The organism is Pseudonocardia xishanensis (assembly GCF_039541715.1).
Classification (GTDB): Bacteria; Actinomycetota; Actinomycetes; order Mycobacteriales; family Pseudonocardiaceae; genus Pseudonocardia; species Pseudonocardia xishanensis.
Genome location: NZ_BAABGT010000063.1, coordinates 25,821 through 39,718, shown reverse-complemented (window position 1 = coordinate 39,718; position 13,898 = coordinate 25,821). Strand labels below are relative to the sequence as shown.

15 protein-coding genes and 2 pseudogenes are annotated in these 13,898 nt (G+C 72.3%); 9 read left to right on the top strand and 8 right to left on the bottom strand.

Features of this window, described 5'->3' with window-relative positions:
• The first annotated feature begins 237 nt into the window (after positions 1-237).
• The 4 genes from ABD993_RS21330 (at position 238) to ABD993_RS21320 (ending at position 3,391) form a co-directional block, all read left to right on the top strand.
• On the top strand, positions 238-2,157 hold the full coding sequence (locus ABD993_RS21330; protein WP_345421211.1) for an acetoacetate--CoA ligase: 1,920 nt from the start codon (positions 238-240) through the stop codon (positions 2,155-2,157).
• A complete protein-coding gene (locus tag ABD993_RS21325; protein ID WP_345421209.1) occupies positions 2,157-2,846 on the top strand; it encodes an LLM class flavin-dependent oxidoreductase in 690 nt (229 codons plus the stop codon). The genes ABD993_RS21330 and ABD993_RS21325 overlap by 1 nt, the downstream gene beginning before the upstream one ends.
• A 61-nt stretch (positions 2,847-2,907) precedes the next feature.
• Positions 2,908-3,081 carry an ATP-binding protein gene (locus ABD993_RS36845; protein ID WP_425569076.1) on the top strand — a complete coding sequence of 58 codons (174 nt, stop codon included), beginning with the start codon at positions 2,908-2,910 and terminating at the stop codon, positions 3,079-3,081.
• Positions 3,082-3,160: 79 nt separating this feature from the next.
• A complete protein-coding gene (locus ABD993_RS21320) occupies positions 3,161-3,391 on the top strand; it encodes a hypothetical protein (RefSeq protein WP_345421216.1) in 231 nt (76 codons plus the stop codon).
• Here ABD993_RS21320 and ABD993_RS21315 read toward each other — a convergent pair.
• The 8 genes and pseudogenes from ABD993_RS21315 to ABD993_RS21280 form a co-directional block, all read right to left on the bottom strand.
• Positions 3,376-3,468 (bottom strand): annotated as a pseudogene (locus ABD993_RS21315) (biotin/lipoyl-containing protein); the annotation flags it as partial. The gene ABD993_RS21320 and the pseudogene ABD993_RS21315 overlap by 16 nt on opposite strands.
• A 50-nt stretch (positions 3,469-3,518) precedes the next feature.
• A pseudogene (locus ABD993_RS21310) lies at positions 3,519-4,236 on the bottom strand (alpha-ketoacid dehydrogenase subunit beta); the annotation flags it as partial.
• Between the two features lie 9 nt (positions 4,237-4,245).
• Positions 4,246-4,494: a hypothetical protein gene (locus ABD993_RS21305; RefSeq protein ID WP_345421207.1), complete on the bottom strand. Its 249-nt coding sequence runs from the start codon at positions 4,492-4,494 to the stop codon at positions 4,246-4,248.
• A gap of 1 nt (position 4,495) precedes the next feature.
• Positions 4,496-5,569, bottom strand: coding sequence for an MFS transporter (locus ABD993_RS21300; RefSeq protein ID WP_425569075.1), 1,074 nt, complete (start codon positions 5,567-5,569; stop codon positions 4,496-4,498).
• A gap of 264 nt (positions 5,570-5,833) precedes the next feature.
• The gene (locus ABD993_RS21295; protein WP_345421205.1) at positions 5,834-6,064 is read right to left on the bottom strand and encodes a hypothetical protein; all 231 of its coding nucleotides are present in this window, start codon (positions 6,062-6,064) and stop codon (positions 5,834-5,836) included.
• A complete protein-coding gene (locus tag ABD993_RS21290; RefSeq protein ID WP_345421202.1) occupies positions 6,061-6,624 on the bottom strand; it encodes a MarR family winged helix-turn-helix transcriptional regulator in 564 nt (187 codons plus the stop codon). The genes ABD993_RS21295 and ABD993_RS21290 overlap by 4 nt, the downstream gene beginning before the upstream one ends.
• On the bottom strand, positions 6,608-7,561 hold the full coding sequence (locus ABD993_RS21285; protein WP_345421199.1) for a PDR/VanB family oxidoreductase: 954 nt from the start codon (positions 7,559-7,561) through the stop codon (positions 6,608-6,610). The genes ABD993_RS21290 and ABD993_RS21285 overlap by 17 nt, the downstream gene beginning before the upstream one ends.
• Positions 7,558-8,871, bottom strand: a complete 1,314-nt coding sequence (locus ABD993_RS21280; protein WP_345421196.1) for a Rieske 2Fe-2S domain-containing protein — start codon at positions 8,869-8,871, stop codon at positions 7,558-7,560. The genes ABD993_RS21285 and ABD993_RS21280 overlap by 4 nt, the downstream gene beginning before the upstream one ends.
• A 109-nt stretch (positions 8,872-8,980) precedes the next feature.
• On the opposite strand from ABD993_RS21280, the gene ABD993_RS21275 reads away from it, so the two are divergent.
• The 5 genes from ABD993_RS21275 (at position 8,981) to ABD993_RS21255 (ending at position 13,287) form a co-directional block, all read left to right on the top strand.
• Positions 8,981-9,784, top strand: a complete 804-nt coding sequence (locus tag ABD993_RS21275; RefSeq protein ID WP_345421193.1) for an alpha/beta hydrolase fold domain-containing protein — start codon at positions 8,981-8,983, stop codon at positions 9,782-9,784.
• A 60-nt stretch (positions 9,785-9,844) separates the two neighbouring features.
• Positions 9,845-10,828 carry a quinone oxidoreductase family protein gene (locus tag ABD993_RS21270; protein ID WP_345421190.1) on the top strand — a complete coding sequence of 328 codons (984 nt, stop codon included), beginning with the start codon at positions 9,845-9,847 and terminating at the stop codon, positions 10,826-10,828.
• Positions 10,825-11,118, top strand: coding sequence for a DUF1330 domain-containing protein (locus ABD993_RS21265; RefSeq protein WP_345421187.1), 294 nt, complete (start codon positions 10,825-10,827; stop codon positions 11,116-11,118). Before ABD993_RS21270 ends, ABD993_RS21265 begins: the two co-directional genes overlap by 4 nt.
• A 65-nt stretch (positions 11,119-11,183) precedes the next feature.
• A complete protein-coding gene (locus ABD993_RS21260; protein ID WP_345421184.1) occupies positions 11,184-12,515 on the top strand; it encodes a cytochrome P450 in 1,332 nt (443 codons plus the stop codon).
• Position 12,516: 1 nt separating this feature from the next.
• A complete protein-coding gene (locus ABD993_RS21255) occupies positions 12,517-13,287 on the top strand; it encodes an SDR family NAD(P)-dependent oxidoreductase (protein ID WP_345421181.1) in 771 nt (256 codons plus the stop codon).
• The last annotated feature ends 611 nt before the right edge of the window (positions 13,288-13,898 follow it).

Below are 13,898 nucleotides of genomic sequence, written 5' to 3'. Positions count from 1 at the left end.
TGGGCCCACCGCGTCACCGCCGCCGCTTGACACCGCTACGCCATGGGATGTCTGAGCGGCGGGCGCGCTCCACCACAGCACCAGCTCGGGGCATGACCATCGCCGTACCGGAGCCCCGCACGCACGGCGACGCACCTCAACGCTCCCTCAAACGGCATCGCAGACCCGCGCCGGACGCCGCAGGCCCCTCTATGGTCAACCGATGGGTCCCGTCCTCCCCCGCCGCTGCGGTGTCGCATGAGCGACATCCTCTGGAGCCCGACCACGGAGCGCATCGAGGGCTCCGTGCTGCGTGAGTACCTGGACTGGCTCGCCGAGCGGGAGGGGCACCCCTTCCCGGACCACGACGCGGTGTGGGCCTGGTCGGTCGAGGACCTCGACCGGTTCTGGGTGTCCGTCGTGGACTACTTCGGGGTCTCGATGACGCCGTGGGAACGGGTGCGCACGGCCGCTCCGATGCCGCACACCCGCTGGTTCCCGGGTGCCCGGCTGAACTGGGCCGAGCACGCGCTGCGCCGCGGGGCGGACGCCGACACCGCGCTGTTCTGCCTCCGTGAGGGCGGTGGCGCGGCGCGGGAGATCACCTGGGCCGAGCTGCGGCGGTCGGTGGCCGCGGCGGCGGGTTGGTTGCGGCGGGCGGGGGTGCGGCCCGGGGACCGGGTCTGCGCCTACCTGCCGAACACCGAGCACGCGATCATCGGCGTCCTGGCGGCCGCGGCGGTCGGTGCGGTGTGGTCGTGCTGCTCGCCGGATTTCGGGGCCGAGGGCACGCTCGGGCGGTTGGCGCAGCTCGAGCCGACGGTGCTCATCGCCGCGGACGGCTACCACTGGAACGGGAAGGTGATCGACCGCGCTGAGGTCGTGGCGCGGCTGCGGGAGGGCCTGCCGACGGTGCGCCACGTCGTGCACGTCGGGTACGCGGTCGACCGCCCGGCCCCGGAGGGCACCACGGCGTGGGCGGAGCTGCTCGCGCAGGAGGTGCCGCTGGAGTTCGAGCCGGTCGAGTTCTCCCATCCGCTGTGGGTGCTGTTCACCTCCGGCACCACCGGGCTGCCGAAGGGGCTGGTCCACGGTCAGGGCGGGATCACCCTCGAGGGCCTGAAGTGGGCCGGGCTCTACGCCGGGCTGCGCGCGGGGGAGCGGATGTTCGCGTTCACGTCGACCGGGTGGGCGCTGTGGAACATGCAGCTCGGGGCGCTGCTGCATGGGGCGGGCATCGTGCTCTACGAGGGCAGCCCCGCGGGCGGGGCCGTGTGGGAGGTCGCCGCACGCACCGGGGCGGAGGTGATGCTGCTCGGCGCCGCCGTCGTGACCGCCTCCGCGGGCAGCTCCCCGCCGCCGAACCGGCTGCGGCACGTGATGGTCAGCGGCTCGGCGCTGCCCCCGGCCGGCTACCACTGGATCACCGACAACGTCGGGGACGTGCGGATCGACTCCACCAGCGGTGGCACGGACGTGTCCGGGGCGTTCGTCGGCGCGAACGAGTACGCCCCGGTCCAGGTGGGACGCATCGGCGGACGGCTGGCAGGCGTCGACTGCGCGGCGTGGGACTCCGACGGCACCCCGGTGGTCGACGAGGTCGGCGACCTGGTGATCACCCAGCCGATGCCGTCGATGCCGGTGTCGCTGTGGAACGACCCCGACGCCGCGCGCTACCTCGAGTCCTACTTCGACACCTGGCCCGGTGTGTGGCGGCACGGGGACTGGGTCACGCTGCACGCCGACGGCAGCCTGACCGTGCACGGTCGTTCGGACTCCACACTGAACCGACAGGGCGTGCGGCTGGGCAGCAGCGACTTCTACGACGTGCTCGACACGCTCCCCGAGGTCGCCGAGACCCTCGTGGTCGGCGTCGACCTGCCCGACGACGGCTACTGGCTGGGCCTGTTCGTCGTCCCGGCTCCCGGCGCGACCCTCGACGACGAGCTGAAACAGACCATCGTGACCACGCTGCGGACCCGGCTCACCGCCCGCCACGTCCCGGACGAGATCGTCGAGGCACCCGCCGTGCCGCACACGTTGAGCGGGAAGAAGCTCGAGGTCCCGATCAAGAAGCTGCTGTCCGGCAGACCGCTGGACAAGGCCGCGAACCTCGCCTCCGTCGATGACCCGGACGCGCTGCGCTGGTACGCCCGCTTCGCCGCGGACCGACTCTGATGCGCCTGGGCGCGACCCTCGCCCACCTGTCCCCTGGGCCGCCACACCCAGTGGTCGACTGGGCGAAGCGGTTGGCGGGAGCGGGGTTCGCGAGCCTCTGGGCCCCGGAGATCATCGGGCGCGGCGGGTTGGTCCCGGACCCGTTCGTCGCGCTCGCCGCGGCCGCCGCCGTCACCGACGTCGAAGTGGGGACGGCCACGGTGCAGGTCCCCCTGCACCACCCCGCCGAGCTCGCCCATCGCATCGAGTCCCTGCGGCTGGTGTGCGGCGACCGGCTCACCCTCGGCCTCAGCCCGGGGTCGACGGCGACCGACTACGCCCTGCTCGACCGGGACTACCGCACCCGTTTCCGCGACTTCGACGAGAACGTCGCGCGGCTGCGCGAACGGGTCCCGGGCCCGTTCCTGCTCGGCTCCTGGGGCGCGAACGTCGACAAGGCCGCCCGGCGGTTCGACGGCTGGCTCGCCTCCGGCTACCGCCGCACCCCGGACGAGATCGTCGAGGCGCTCGGGAGGTTCCGCGCTGCCGGGGGCGGACGGGCCGTCGTCTGTGCCGTCCCGGTGACCGGGGACCTCGGGCACGTCGGGGCGACCCTGCAGCGCTACGCCGCCGCGGGGTTCGACGACGCCGTCGTCGTGATCGAGCCCGGCGGACCCGCGCCCGAGGAGGTGAGGGCGCTGCTGCCCTGACCGGGATCACCACCCGCCCCGGCGACGACAGGAGCGGTACCGTCGGCGGCGGCGAGGTGCGATCACGGCCCTGACCGCGAACGCCGTCCGCTCCAACCGCGCGGGCGGCACCGTCGTCGGCTGGGCCGTCCGCGGCGGACACGCCGAGCTCACCGTGCGCGACACGGGCCCGGGTATAGCCCCCGAGCACCTCGACCGTCCGTTCACCCCGTTCGACCGGCGGTGGCGCGCATAGTCCCCGACGTCGCTCTCGGCGGCCCTGGTTCGTGCCACGCAACGCACGCCGGCGACGGCAACCTGCACCCGACCTGCGGGTGCAGCACGATCTCGTCACCGCCCCGCACGTCACCGAGTTCGTGACCGCGGATGTGACCCGCTCGGTGACACTCACCAGCACGGACGGCCGCGGCTCCGGGTCCACGGCGCCCTGGGGTTCGGCCGGGACCGCTGCGGCGACCGCATCGGTTCCGATGGCGATGATCGGCGTGCCGACCTTCGCCGTCTCCCCCTCGGCGACCAGCAGCTCAGACACCGTGCCCGCGTAGGGCGAGGGCAGCTCGACCAGGGATTTCGCCGTCTCGATCTCCACGAGCACCTGGTTGTGCGCCACGGTGTCCCCCACCGCGACGCGCCAGGTGACGATCTCGGCCTCCTCGAGGCCCTCTCCGACGTCCGGGAGCAGGAACCCTCGAGCCGGTAGAAGCAGCGCTCGGTCACCGCCGCGCCGACCTCGGCGCCGAGGCCCGCGAAGGTGCGCGCCTCGTGCGCCACGACGAACCGCCCGGTCTTGTCCACCGACGCCGCGATCGTGTCCATGTCCAGCGGCGAGAGTGTGCGCAGGTCCACGACCTCGATGTCGCGTCCCTCCTCCGCGGCGGCGGTCGCCGCATCCAGGCAGGTCGCGACCATGCCACCGTAGGTCAGCAGTGTGAGGTCTCGCCCGGGCCGCAGGACCCGAGCCCGGTCCAGCCCGACGCCCGGGTCGGCGATCTCCCCCTTGGTCCAGTAACGCCGCTTGGGTTCGTAGAAGATCACCGGGTCCTGCCCCTGGACGGCCTGGCGGATCATCCAGTGCGCGTCGGCGGGGTTCGAGCAGCAGACCACCCGCAGGCCGGGAGAACGCCGGGTACACGAACCCGTCGAACTGGATCTCGCACACCGGCCGGTAGCCGCGCAGGGCCAGCCCGATCGCGCTGCCGACGATGCTCGCCTCCGCGAGCGGGGTGTCGATGACGCGGTCGGCCCCGAAGTCCTTCTGCAGGCCGTCGGTCACGCGGAAGACGCCGCCGAGCCCGCCGACGTCCTGCCCCATGACCAGGACCGCCGGGTCGTCCTCCGTGGCGCGGCGCAGGCCGCTGTTGAGCGCGGCGGAGAGGGTGAGTGTGGACATGACCCCTCCTCAGGCCTCGAAGGAGGCGACGAGGGCGGTGTGGCGCCGTCGTTCCTCGGTCAACAGCGGGGTCTCCTGCGCCAGGACCGTGCCGAACAGGTCCTCCGCCGCGCCGAGCGGGAGCGCGCGGCACACCCGCGGGTCGCCGCGGCGAGGGCGGCGGCCTCGTCGTCCAGCTCGGCGCGGTAGCACCACGACGACGCGGCCGTCGAGCCGGAGCAGGTCCGGGTAGACGGGGACGCGATCGGGATCGGGCATGTCAGTGCGCCTCGACAGCCGGGGGCGCAGGCTCCGGGAGGTCGTCGTGCAGGCTCGACCCGGCGGTGTCCCCCATCCGCCAGACGACGACGGCGCCGACCACCGCGACGGCCGCGGCCCCGGCCACGATCCACACCACGCCCGTGTCCACGCCGAGCATCTCGCTGAGCAGCGGGGCGAGCGCGGACACGCAGGCGTTCGTGCTGCCGGCGAAGAAGAAGGTCATGACCGCGGCCAGACCCAGGGCCGATCCGGTGCCGACGAGCGGGAACGAGGGGTAGACGCCCAGGGCCATGGCGGCGGCCCCGCCGAGGAACACCGGCCGACGACCGATGCGGTCCGACAGCGCGCCGAACAGCGGGAGCGAGACGATCGCCGCGGCCCAGGCGATGCAGAGCGAGGTCAGGATGGTCGGGCGCGCGTACCCGACGCCGGCGGCGTAGCTGATCAGGTACGTGCCGAACAGCGAGGTGGCCAGCGTGCTGGGCAGCGCCGCGGCGATGCCCCGCCCGAGCCGCCCGGGGGTGCGCAGGAGCACCAGCAGTGGCACGCGCTCCGGACGCGGCCGGGCCGCCAGCTCCCGGAACACCGGGCTCTCGCTGACCTTGAGCCGCATGTAGAGGCCGAGCGCGAGCAGCAGGAAGCTCACGAGGAAGGGCGGCCGCCAGCCCCAGGAGAACAGCTGCTCCTGCGGGAGCAGTGCCACCAGCGCCATCGCGATCGTGGACAGCAGACCGCCGGTCGCCAGACCGCTCTGGCCGATCGCCACGAGGAAGCCCCGACGATGCACCGGTGCGTGCTCCGCGGTCAGCAGGACCGCGCCGCCCCACTCCCCGCCCACGGCGAAGCCCTGCAGCTGACGGCAGAGGACCAGCAGCAGCGGGGCGGCGACCCCGATCTGCTCGTAGGTCGGGAGCAGACCGATCGCGCCGCTGGCCAGACCCATCATGATCATCGTCAGGAGCAGGACGGTCTTGCGTCCGACCTTGTCGCCGAGGTGCCCGAGCACGATCCCGCCGAGCGGGCGGGCGATGTAGCCGCTGGCCAGCGTCGCGAAGGACGCGACGGTGGCCAGGGCCGGGCTCAGGTCGGAGAAGAACAGCGGACCGAAGACCAGCGCGCCGCGGACCCGTACAGGATGAAGTCGTAGAACTCGATCGTGTTGCCGAGGTCACCGGAGATCGCGCACCGGCGGGCGAGGACTGCCGAACCTGCCGGCCGAGTGAGGACGTCTCGGACATGGTGGTGCTCTCCTTCTTCGCTGAACGAGAGTGCACGGGAGATCGACCGCCCGTTCGGCGAACGGGCGGCTCTCCCGGGAAGGTGGCGCGGTCGGGGTCTAGGGGACGAGGGCGAACTCGTCGGGAGCGAGTGTCGGGTCCTCGATCACCTCGGTGCCGAGGACCATGAGGGGTAGCCCGTCGTCGAGCTCCCCCTGGCGGAGGGCGGCGAACGACGCCCCGATCCGGGGGCTGACTCGGAACGCGGAGACGTAGAGGCCGTCCTCCTCGAGCCGCAGCATCGCGGCCCCGGCGCGGTCGAGCAGGTCACCGATCCACATCTCACTCATGCCGTCTCCCGCCAGCGCCGCCGGTCGTCCGGCTGCGAGCTCGACTCGACCCGCACGAGCAGGTCGGCGAGGACGTCGAGGGTGGTGCTGAGCTGCTCCCCCTCCAGGTCCGCCATGCCGCAGAAGTCCGTGCAGATCGTCTCCATCGTGGCGTTCGCGATGGCGGCACCCTCGGGCTCGAGCCGCACGAGCAGGCCGCGGAGGTTGTCCGGGTCGGCGATCCGGGTGACCAGGCCCTTCGCCTCCAGGGAGTCGACCTGCTTGCTGACCGCCCCCGAGGTGATCATCAGGGTGCGGAACAGGTTGGCCGGGCTGAGTGCCTGTTTCGGGCCCGAGCGCCGCAGCGCCAGCAGAACCCGCAGATCCCCGGGTCGAAGCCCGTGGGACTGGGCGAGCGCGGTGAACTCGCGCTCGATCAGGATCGACATCCGCAGCACCGACGCCACGACGATGAACGGCTTGACGTTCAGCCCGTCGAGCTCCTTGGACCACTGGTCTGCGAGGCCCTCCAGGTCCCGGCCGACCTCGCTGCGGGCCTTCTTCTCAGAGGTCGAGGACAAGTCGGGGGCCTTTCGCTCGCGAGCAGCAGACGAGCATCACGTCGCCCGCCTCCCGCTCGATCGTGTTCAACGCCGTGTCGCGGTGGTCCGGGGTGCCGTCGAGCACCTTCACCCGGCAGCTCCCGCAGATGCCCTCCATACAGGAGAACTCCACCTCGACGTCATTGTCCAGCAGGACGTCGAGGATCGTGTCGTCCGGCCCGATCGCGAAGGTGCCCCCCGCGCAGGCGAGCTCGATCTCGAAGGTGCCGCCGTCCGGCTGCGTCGGTACCGGCTCGGCGCGGAACCGCTCCAGGTGCACCCGTTCGGGTGCGACACCCTCCGTGGCGGCCTCGAAGGCGTCGAGCATCGGGCCGGGGCCGCAGCAGTAGACATGGGCCCCGGCCGGGGCGCCTGCGACGAGCGGCGCGAGCTCCAGCACGGCGCCCACCTCGTCGTCGACGTGCAGGACGAAGCGGGACCCGGCCGCCGCCGCGAGCTCCAGGAGCTCCGGGACGAAGGCCGCGGCGGACCGCGTCCGCACCGCGTAGTGCAGCTCCCACGAGGCGCCCAGCTCGGTCAGCCTGCGCACCATCGACAGGATCGGGGTGATCCCGATGCCGCCTGCGACCAGCACCGAGTGCGCAGCCTGCTCGTCGAGCGGGAAGTTCGCGACCGGCGCCCGGACGGGGACCGGGTCCCCGGGGGCCAGCTCGTGCACCCGGCGGGAGCCGCCGCGGCTCGCCGGGTCCAACGCGACGGCCACCCGGTAGCCGGTGGGGGCCGCGGAGGGGGCGTCGCAGAGCGAGTAGCTGCGGACCAGCCCTGGGCCCAGCTCGAGGTCGATGTGGTCGCCCGCACCGAACCCCGGCAGCGCGGCGCCCTCCGCGGCGGCCAGCTCGAGGAGGCAGATGCCGTCGGCGAGGTCGGTGCGGGCCCGGACGACGGTCGCGATCACGACGCGGTGGCCATCTGCTCGTCGTCCTCCACGGTGGTGACCTCCCGGTTGCCGGGCACGTGGTCCCGCCAGGCCCGGCCGGGCTCGAGGTCGGTGTCGCAGGGCGAGCGCATCGGCCCGTAGTCGGCGACCAGCCCGAGGGGGTGCTGCCCCGCCTCGTTGCGCCGCACCGACTCCAGCAGCTGTGCCCGCAGGTGCATGATCGCCCGGTCCGCCGCCACGACGTGTTCCTTGGTGCGGTCGACGACCGGTCCCATGCTCAGCGCCAGGACCGCGTCCTCCTGCTGGATGCCGCGCAGCCCGGTCCAGCCGGTCGCCATGGACCGCCGGTCCTGACCGAAGCGGGGAAGGCGGTGGGCGAGGAAGTCCGCGGTGTCCTCGTCGAAGAGGCGCTCGTCGTCCAGTCCGAGCATCTCCATGAATCGCGGTCGACTGACCGGGCGGTTGCCGTAGATGACGATGAAGGTCGCCGTCTCGGTGTCGGTGGTCGGAACCTCGAAGACGTAGAACTCGACGGTCGGCGCCGGGATCACCCGACCGACCGGCAGGAACACCGGCGTGGCGCGGATGCTGTGCGCCGGGATGCCGTCGTCACCGACCTCGGCGACCCGCTTCGCCACGTAGTGGAAGCCGAAGGCCGCGTCCTCGATCTCCAGAGTCGGTGCGTTGTCCGCCACCGAGAGCGCGCCCGGGTTGTCGTCCTCGTCGTTCGCGGTGAACTCGCCCGCCTTCCAGGTCGGGTTGGCCTGGTTGCTGTGCAGGACCCCCACGTGCGAGCTGTCGACACCGCCTTCGTAGAGCTGCAGGTAGTTGCACGCGATGTTGGCCCGGATCACGGCGCGGTTCTCCTCCGGCACGTCCATGAAGGGGAGGTGCGGGAAGGGCGGTTGCTGCTTCTTCGGGCCGATGTAGGTCCAGACCAGACCGCCGGCCTCGACGACCGGGTACGCCGGAGCCTTCATCCGCTTCCGGAAGCGGTCGCTGCAGTGGTTCGGCGTGTCGAGGATCGCGCCGTCCACCCCGAACTTCCAGCCGTGGTAGAGGCAGCGGACCCCGCCGTCCTCGACCCGCCCGAGGGCGAGCGAGACACCGCGGTGCATGCACAGCTCGTCCAGCACACCGACCACTCCGGAGGAGTCCCGGAACACGACGAACGACTGTCCGAGCAGGTTCGCCTGCAACGGGTCCGAGTCCGGCTCGGGGACCTGGGCGGTGGTCGCGATCGGCAGCCAGAAGCGCCACATCATGCGTCCCATCGCGGTGCCCGGTCCGACTCGGGTCAGGGTCTCATTCTCTTCGGCGGTCAGCATCGTCGGTCACCTCGCCATCGTGGTGGTGCAGCTTTCCAGGAAGGACACTTCCCAGGAAGTTAGTCTGTCGCGACACTCTCGTCAACGACGACCGCACCAGGAGAAGAAGATGACCCTCCCCGTCGATCACCTGTCCGACATCGAGTTCCGCCGGACCGGAGACACCTCCCTCCACCTCGACGTCTACCGCCCGCGGGACGTGGACGGTCCACTCCCCGCCGTCGTCTACCTGCACGGCGGCGGATGGGCACGCGGATCTCGCACCGACTACGCGCGGGACCGACTCGTGCCGGTGGCGGCGGCCGGAATGGCCGTGGTCAGCGCGTCCTACCGGTTCAGCGACGTCGCCGTGTGGCCCGCCCAGCTCGACGACGCCCGCGCCGCCGTGCGGTACGTGATCGACCACGCCGCAGAGCTCGACGTCGACCCCGCCCGGGTCGGCGTCTGGGGCGCCTCGGCGGGCGGCCACATCGCCACGATGCTCGCGCTGGACCCCGAGCGACCGCCGATCACCGCCGCGGTCGCCTTCCACGCCCCCTCCGACCTGGTCGCCCTGCAGACCGACGCACGGGACCCGGGCGCTGTCGTCCCGCCGTTCGCGGCGGGCCGACCCGCACCGGCGACCCCACCGGAGGCCCGGCTCGTCGGCGCGTCCGCGGCAGGCGAACGGCTCGACGCACTGCGAGCGGCGAGCCCGGTCGCGCAGGTGCGACCCGACGCGGTGCCGCTGCTGCTCGTCACCGGGAACCGGGACGCGATGATGCCGCTCGCGCAGGCGTTCCGCCTGGTCACGCGGCTCGCCGACGCGGGCGTCGAGCACCAGCTCCTGATCGTCGACGGGGCCACCCACGAGGACCCCGCTTTTCACAGCCCGGCAGTGCTCGGCGCCGTCCACGGCTGGCTCACCCATTGACGACACCACACGGCTCCCTTAGCTTCTTCGGAAGGATGCTTCTTAGGAAGGACCGAAGACATGGACGTCGACGGCATGGCGGTGGCCATGCAGACCGCACGCGGCGGGCGGGAGACGCTCGCCCCGGCGCGGCTCCCCCTCCCCGAGCCCGGGCCCGACCAGATCCTCGTGCGAGTGCACCGGGCCGCCGTGAACTTCACCGACGAACGCGCCTGCCGCACCGGGCTCAACCACCTGAGCGGGCGCGTCGAGGACCTCCCGTTCCTGCCCGGCGGTGAGATCGCCGGAACCCGGGTGGACACCGGCGAGGCGGTCGTCGCCCTGTCCGGCAGCGGCGGGTTCGCCCAGTACGCGGCGGTGGCGGAGAGCGCCGCCCACCCCGTTCCGGCCGGCCTCGACGCGGAGTCGGCGCTGTCGGTCTTCGTGCCCGGCCTGACCGCAGGCCTGCTGCTGGAGGTCGCCGAGCCGGACAAGGGCGACGCGGTCGTGGTGTCCGGCGCGACCGGCGCGGTCGGCACGCTGCTCCTTCGGCTGCTGGCCGCGCGCGGGCAGCGCCACGTCGTGGCGGTCGCCTCGCCGACCGTGTCCGAGCAGCGGTTGCGGGCGCTCGGCGCCACCGCCGTCCTCCGCTTCGACGACGACCTGGAACCGGCGCTGCGGCAGGCCGCCGGGGACGCGCCGATCGGGCTGGTGCTCGATTCGATGGGCGGGCCGGCGCTCGAGGCCGGGGTCGCCGTCCTCGGCCGCCACGGCACGCTCGTGTCGTACGGCAGCTCCAGCGACGTACCCGCCACCGTGACCCCGCGTGCGCTGATCCCCGGCTCCCGCACGGTCACCGGGTTCTGGCTGCTGGACCACCTGGACCGGCGCGAGCGCGTCTCCGGCATCCTCACCGACCTCTTCCGCGACGTGCTCGCGGGCGAGATCCGTCCCGACCGGCCTCAGGTGTTCGGCCTCCCCGAGGTGCAGACCGCCCTGGCCGCCACCGCTGAACGCGGCCGGACCGGCCGCGTCCTGATCGACCCCTGGAGGGACGAGACATGAGCGCCTACCTGGTCTGCGAGCTCGTGATCACCGATGAGGCCCTCCTCGAGGAGTACCGCTCCATCGCGCGCACGGCCGTCTCCGAGTTCGGGGGCCGGTACCTGGTGCGGAACAAGACGCCGGAGGTCCTCGAGGGCACCGTCGAGGAGGAGGTGAAGATCGTGATCCTGGGCTTCGACACCCTCGACGTCGCCCGCGCCTTCTACCACTCCCCGACCTACGCCCCGGCGATCGAGGTCGCGAAGAAGTGCATGTCGCGGCGGATGTACATCGTGGAGGACGCAGGCTGACCGGCACCGTTCCCGCCCACCCCGCTGACTCGACTGACTCGACGACGAGCTGAGGAGCACGGCCCGTGACCATCGACCGACTCGACGCGCCACCCACCACCCGGGAGGCGACCGCGACCGCGCGGGTCGTCGGCAAGACCGTCGTTGCAGACTGCGTCGTCGAGCTGCGGCTCGTGGCGGCGGACGACGAGCACCCGCTCGGTCCCTGGTCACCGGGGGCGCACATCGATCTCGGCCTGCCCAACGGGCTGGTCCGACAGTACAGCCTCCTGCCCGCCGAGCCCGGCACCTGGTGGGTCGCGGTCCTGCGCGAGGTCGCGGGCCGGGGCGGCTCCGCCTTCTGCCACGACGCGCTGCATGTCGGCGAGGCGGTCCGGGTCACCGGCCCGCGCAACCACTTCGTCCTCGACGCCGGTGATCGCTACCTCTTCGTCGCAGGCGGCATCGGCATCGCCCCGCTGATCGGCATGATCGACGCCGCGGAGGCGGCGGGAGCGGAGTGGGAGCTGGTCTACGCGGGGCGCACCGCGGGGTCGATGGCCTTCGCCACCGATCTCGCCCGCCGCAACCCGGACCGGGTCCGCCTGCACGTCGACGCCGAGCACGGCCTCCTCGACGTGCCCGGCCTGCTCCGCGCGATCCCCGCCGACACCCAGATCTACGCGTGCGGCCCGACCGGTCTCCTCGACGTCCTGACCGCGCACGCCCAGCCCGGGTCACTGCGCGTCGAGCGGTTCAGTCCGATGGCCGTCGATGACACCGACGACCTGTCCTTCGAGGTCGAGCTGACCCGGTCCGGTGTCGTCGTCGACGTACCGGTCGGCGTCTCGGTGCTCGACGCCGTCGGTCGGGCCGGGGTGCAGACCCTCTCCTCGTGCGGCGAGGGGACCTGCGGCACCTGCGAAACCCCCGTCCTCGCGGGCGAGGTCGACCACCGCGACGCGATCCTCACCGACGGCACGCCCTCGCCACCCACCCGGCCGAGTACGCCGACCCCCGCCGGGCCAGTTCGCCTACGAGGAGGCGCTGCGCTTCGAGAGCGTGGTGCGACAGAACTATCGCACCCCTCGCGGGACACCGAGATCGGCGGCATCCCGATCCGCGAGGGGCAGAAGGTGATGCTGCTCGTGGGGTCGGCGAACCGGGACCGCGAGCGCTGGGGGCCGACCGTGGACACCTTCGACATCGACCGCCAGTCCGGCAGCGGCCACCTGACCTTCGGCCGCGGCATCCACCAGTGCATCGGCCGGCCCATCGCCCGCATGGAGGCCGAGTCGCTGCTCGGCGCCCTGGCCCGCAAGGTCTCCGTCATCGAGCTCGTGGGCGAGCCCGTGCAGATGCTCAACAACACGCTGCGGGGATTCCGCAGCATCCCCCTCCGGCTGAAGGCGGTCTGAGATGAGCGACAGGATGAAGGACAAGGTCGTCCTCGTGGCGGGTGGGGGTTCCGGCCTCGGCCGCTCGGCCGCCGTCCGACTCGCGGGCGAGGGGGCCCGGGTGATCGTCGGCGACCTCAGCGGCCCCGGCGTCGACGGCACGCTCGACGAGATCCGCGAGACCGGCGGCGAGGGCGTCGGCGCGGTCTTCGACATCAGCGACGACTCCTCCTGCGCCGAGCTCGTGACCGTGGCGACCAAGACCTACGGCGCGGTCCACGGCCTGTTCAACGTCGCCGCCGACACTTCGGAACAGACCCTCGGCCGGGACACCGACGTCGTCACCGTGCCACTGGAGGTGTGGCGACGCAGCCTCGAGGTCAACCTCACCGGCTACTTCCTCATGGCCCGCCACACCATCCCGGCGCTGCTGGAGAGCGGCGGCGGCGCGATCGTCAACACCATCTCCGGCCTCGTCCTCTACGGCGACGCCAACCGCGTCGCCTACGGCGCCTCGAAGTCCGGCATCCTCGCGCTGAGCAAGCACATCGCGATCGGGTGGGGCAAGCAGGGCATCCGGTGCAACACGATCGCGCCCGGGCTCGTGCTGACCGAACAGTCCGCCCTCCTGAACTCCGACTCCTACAAGGAGGAGGTCCTCAGCCGAGTGCACTCGAACCGCCTCGGAGTGCCGGACGACATCTCGTCAGCCGTCGCCTTCCTGCTCTCCGACGAGGCCTCCTGGATCAACGGCCAGGTCCTCCCGGTCAACGGCGGCCGAGGCCTCGGGTGAGTGTCGAGGGCTGACACGAGCGCCGAGCCGGGCCCGGCGACCAGGACACGGGGCGTCAGGCGGAGATCGCCGGCCGATCCTGCCTCTCGTCGGTGGCGTAGCCGTGTGGTCTCGCGTGCACGGCGTGCCGCTCCCGGACTCGATCCACGCCGTCCGGGCGTAGGTGGGTCGCCGTGGGGGGCGTGGGAGAAGACGCGGGTTCCGTCGCTCCGCGGCCTCCGCGACGAAGCGCGCCTGGATCGCCTCAGCCTGCCTCCAGGCGTTCAGGCCCGCCGGGACGGTCTCCTTCAGGCCGTGACGACGGCCGGAGACGGGATCGACGCCCGCAAGGACGCGCACCCGCAGCACCCCGCCGGCGAGGGTCACGATGTTGCCCTGCCGCGGCGGTCGTTGCGTGACTTCCGTCCCATGCGAGGGACTGAAGCAGCTCTCGTGCCGCATGTGGGTCGGGCGCCACCAGCCGAAACGCGAACTTGCTGGTCAGGCTATGAGCCGGAGGTCGGGATCGAACCGACGACCTACCGCTTACAAGTCAGTACTGCACGCCGCTCCACCGCTTCTACCAGTGTCAGCAGCACCCCCACGTCACACAGATCGTCTTCCTGGGAACT

What these genes read in the sequence shown, in the direction of transcription:
- ABD993_RS21330 (WP_345421211.1), top strand. Translation starts at nt 238, where the DNA reads ATGAGCGACATCCTCTGGAGCCCGACCACGGAGCGCATCGAGGGCTCC.
- ABD993_RS21325 (WP_345421209.1), top strand. Translation starts at nt 2,157, where the DNA reads ATGCGCCTGGGCGCGACCCTCGCCCACCTGTCCCCTGGGCCGCCACAC.
- ABD993_RS21305 (WP_345421207.1), bottom strand. Translation starts at nt 4,494, where the DNA reads ATGCCCGATCCCGATCGCGTCCCCGTCTACCCGGACCTGCTCCGGCTC.
- ABD993_RS21295 (WP_345421205.1), bottom strand. Translation starts at nt 6,064, where the DNA reads ATGAGTGAGATGTGGATCGGTGACCTGCTCGACCGCGCCGGGGCCGCG.
- ABD993_RS21280 (WP_345421196.1), bottom strand. Translation starts at nt 8,871, where the DNA reads ATGCTGACCGCCGAAGAGAATGAGACCCTGACCCGAGTCGGACCGGGC.
- ABD993_RS21275 (WP_345421193.1), top strand. Translation starts at nt 8,981, where the DNA reads ATGACCCTCCCCGTCGATCACCTGTCCGACATCGAGTTCCGCCGGACC.
- ABD993_RS21270 (WP_345421190.1), top strand. Translation starts at nt 9,845, where the DNA reads ATGGACGTCGACGGCATGGCGGTGGCCATGCAGACCGCACGCGGCGGG.
- ABD993_RS21265 (WP_345421187.1), top strand. Translation starts at nt 10,825, where the DNA reads ATGAGCGCCTACCTGGTCTGCGAGCTCGTGATCACCGATGAGGCCCTC.
- ABD993_RS21255 (WP_345421181.1), top strand. Translation starts at nt 12,517, where the DNA reads ATGAGCGACAGGATGAAGGACAAGGTCGTCCTCGTGGCGGGTGGGGGT.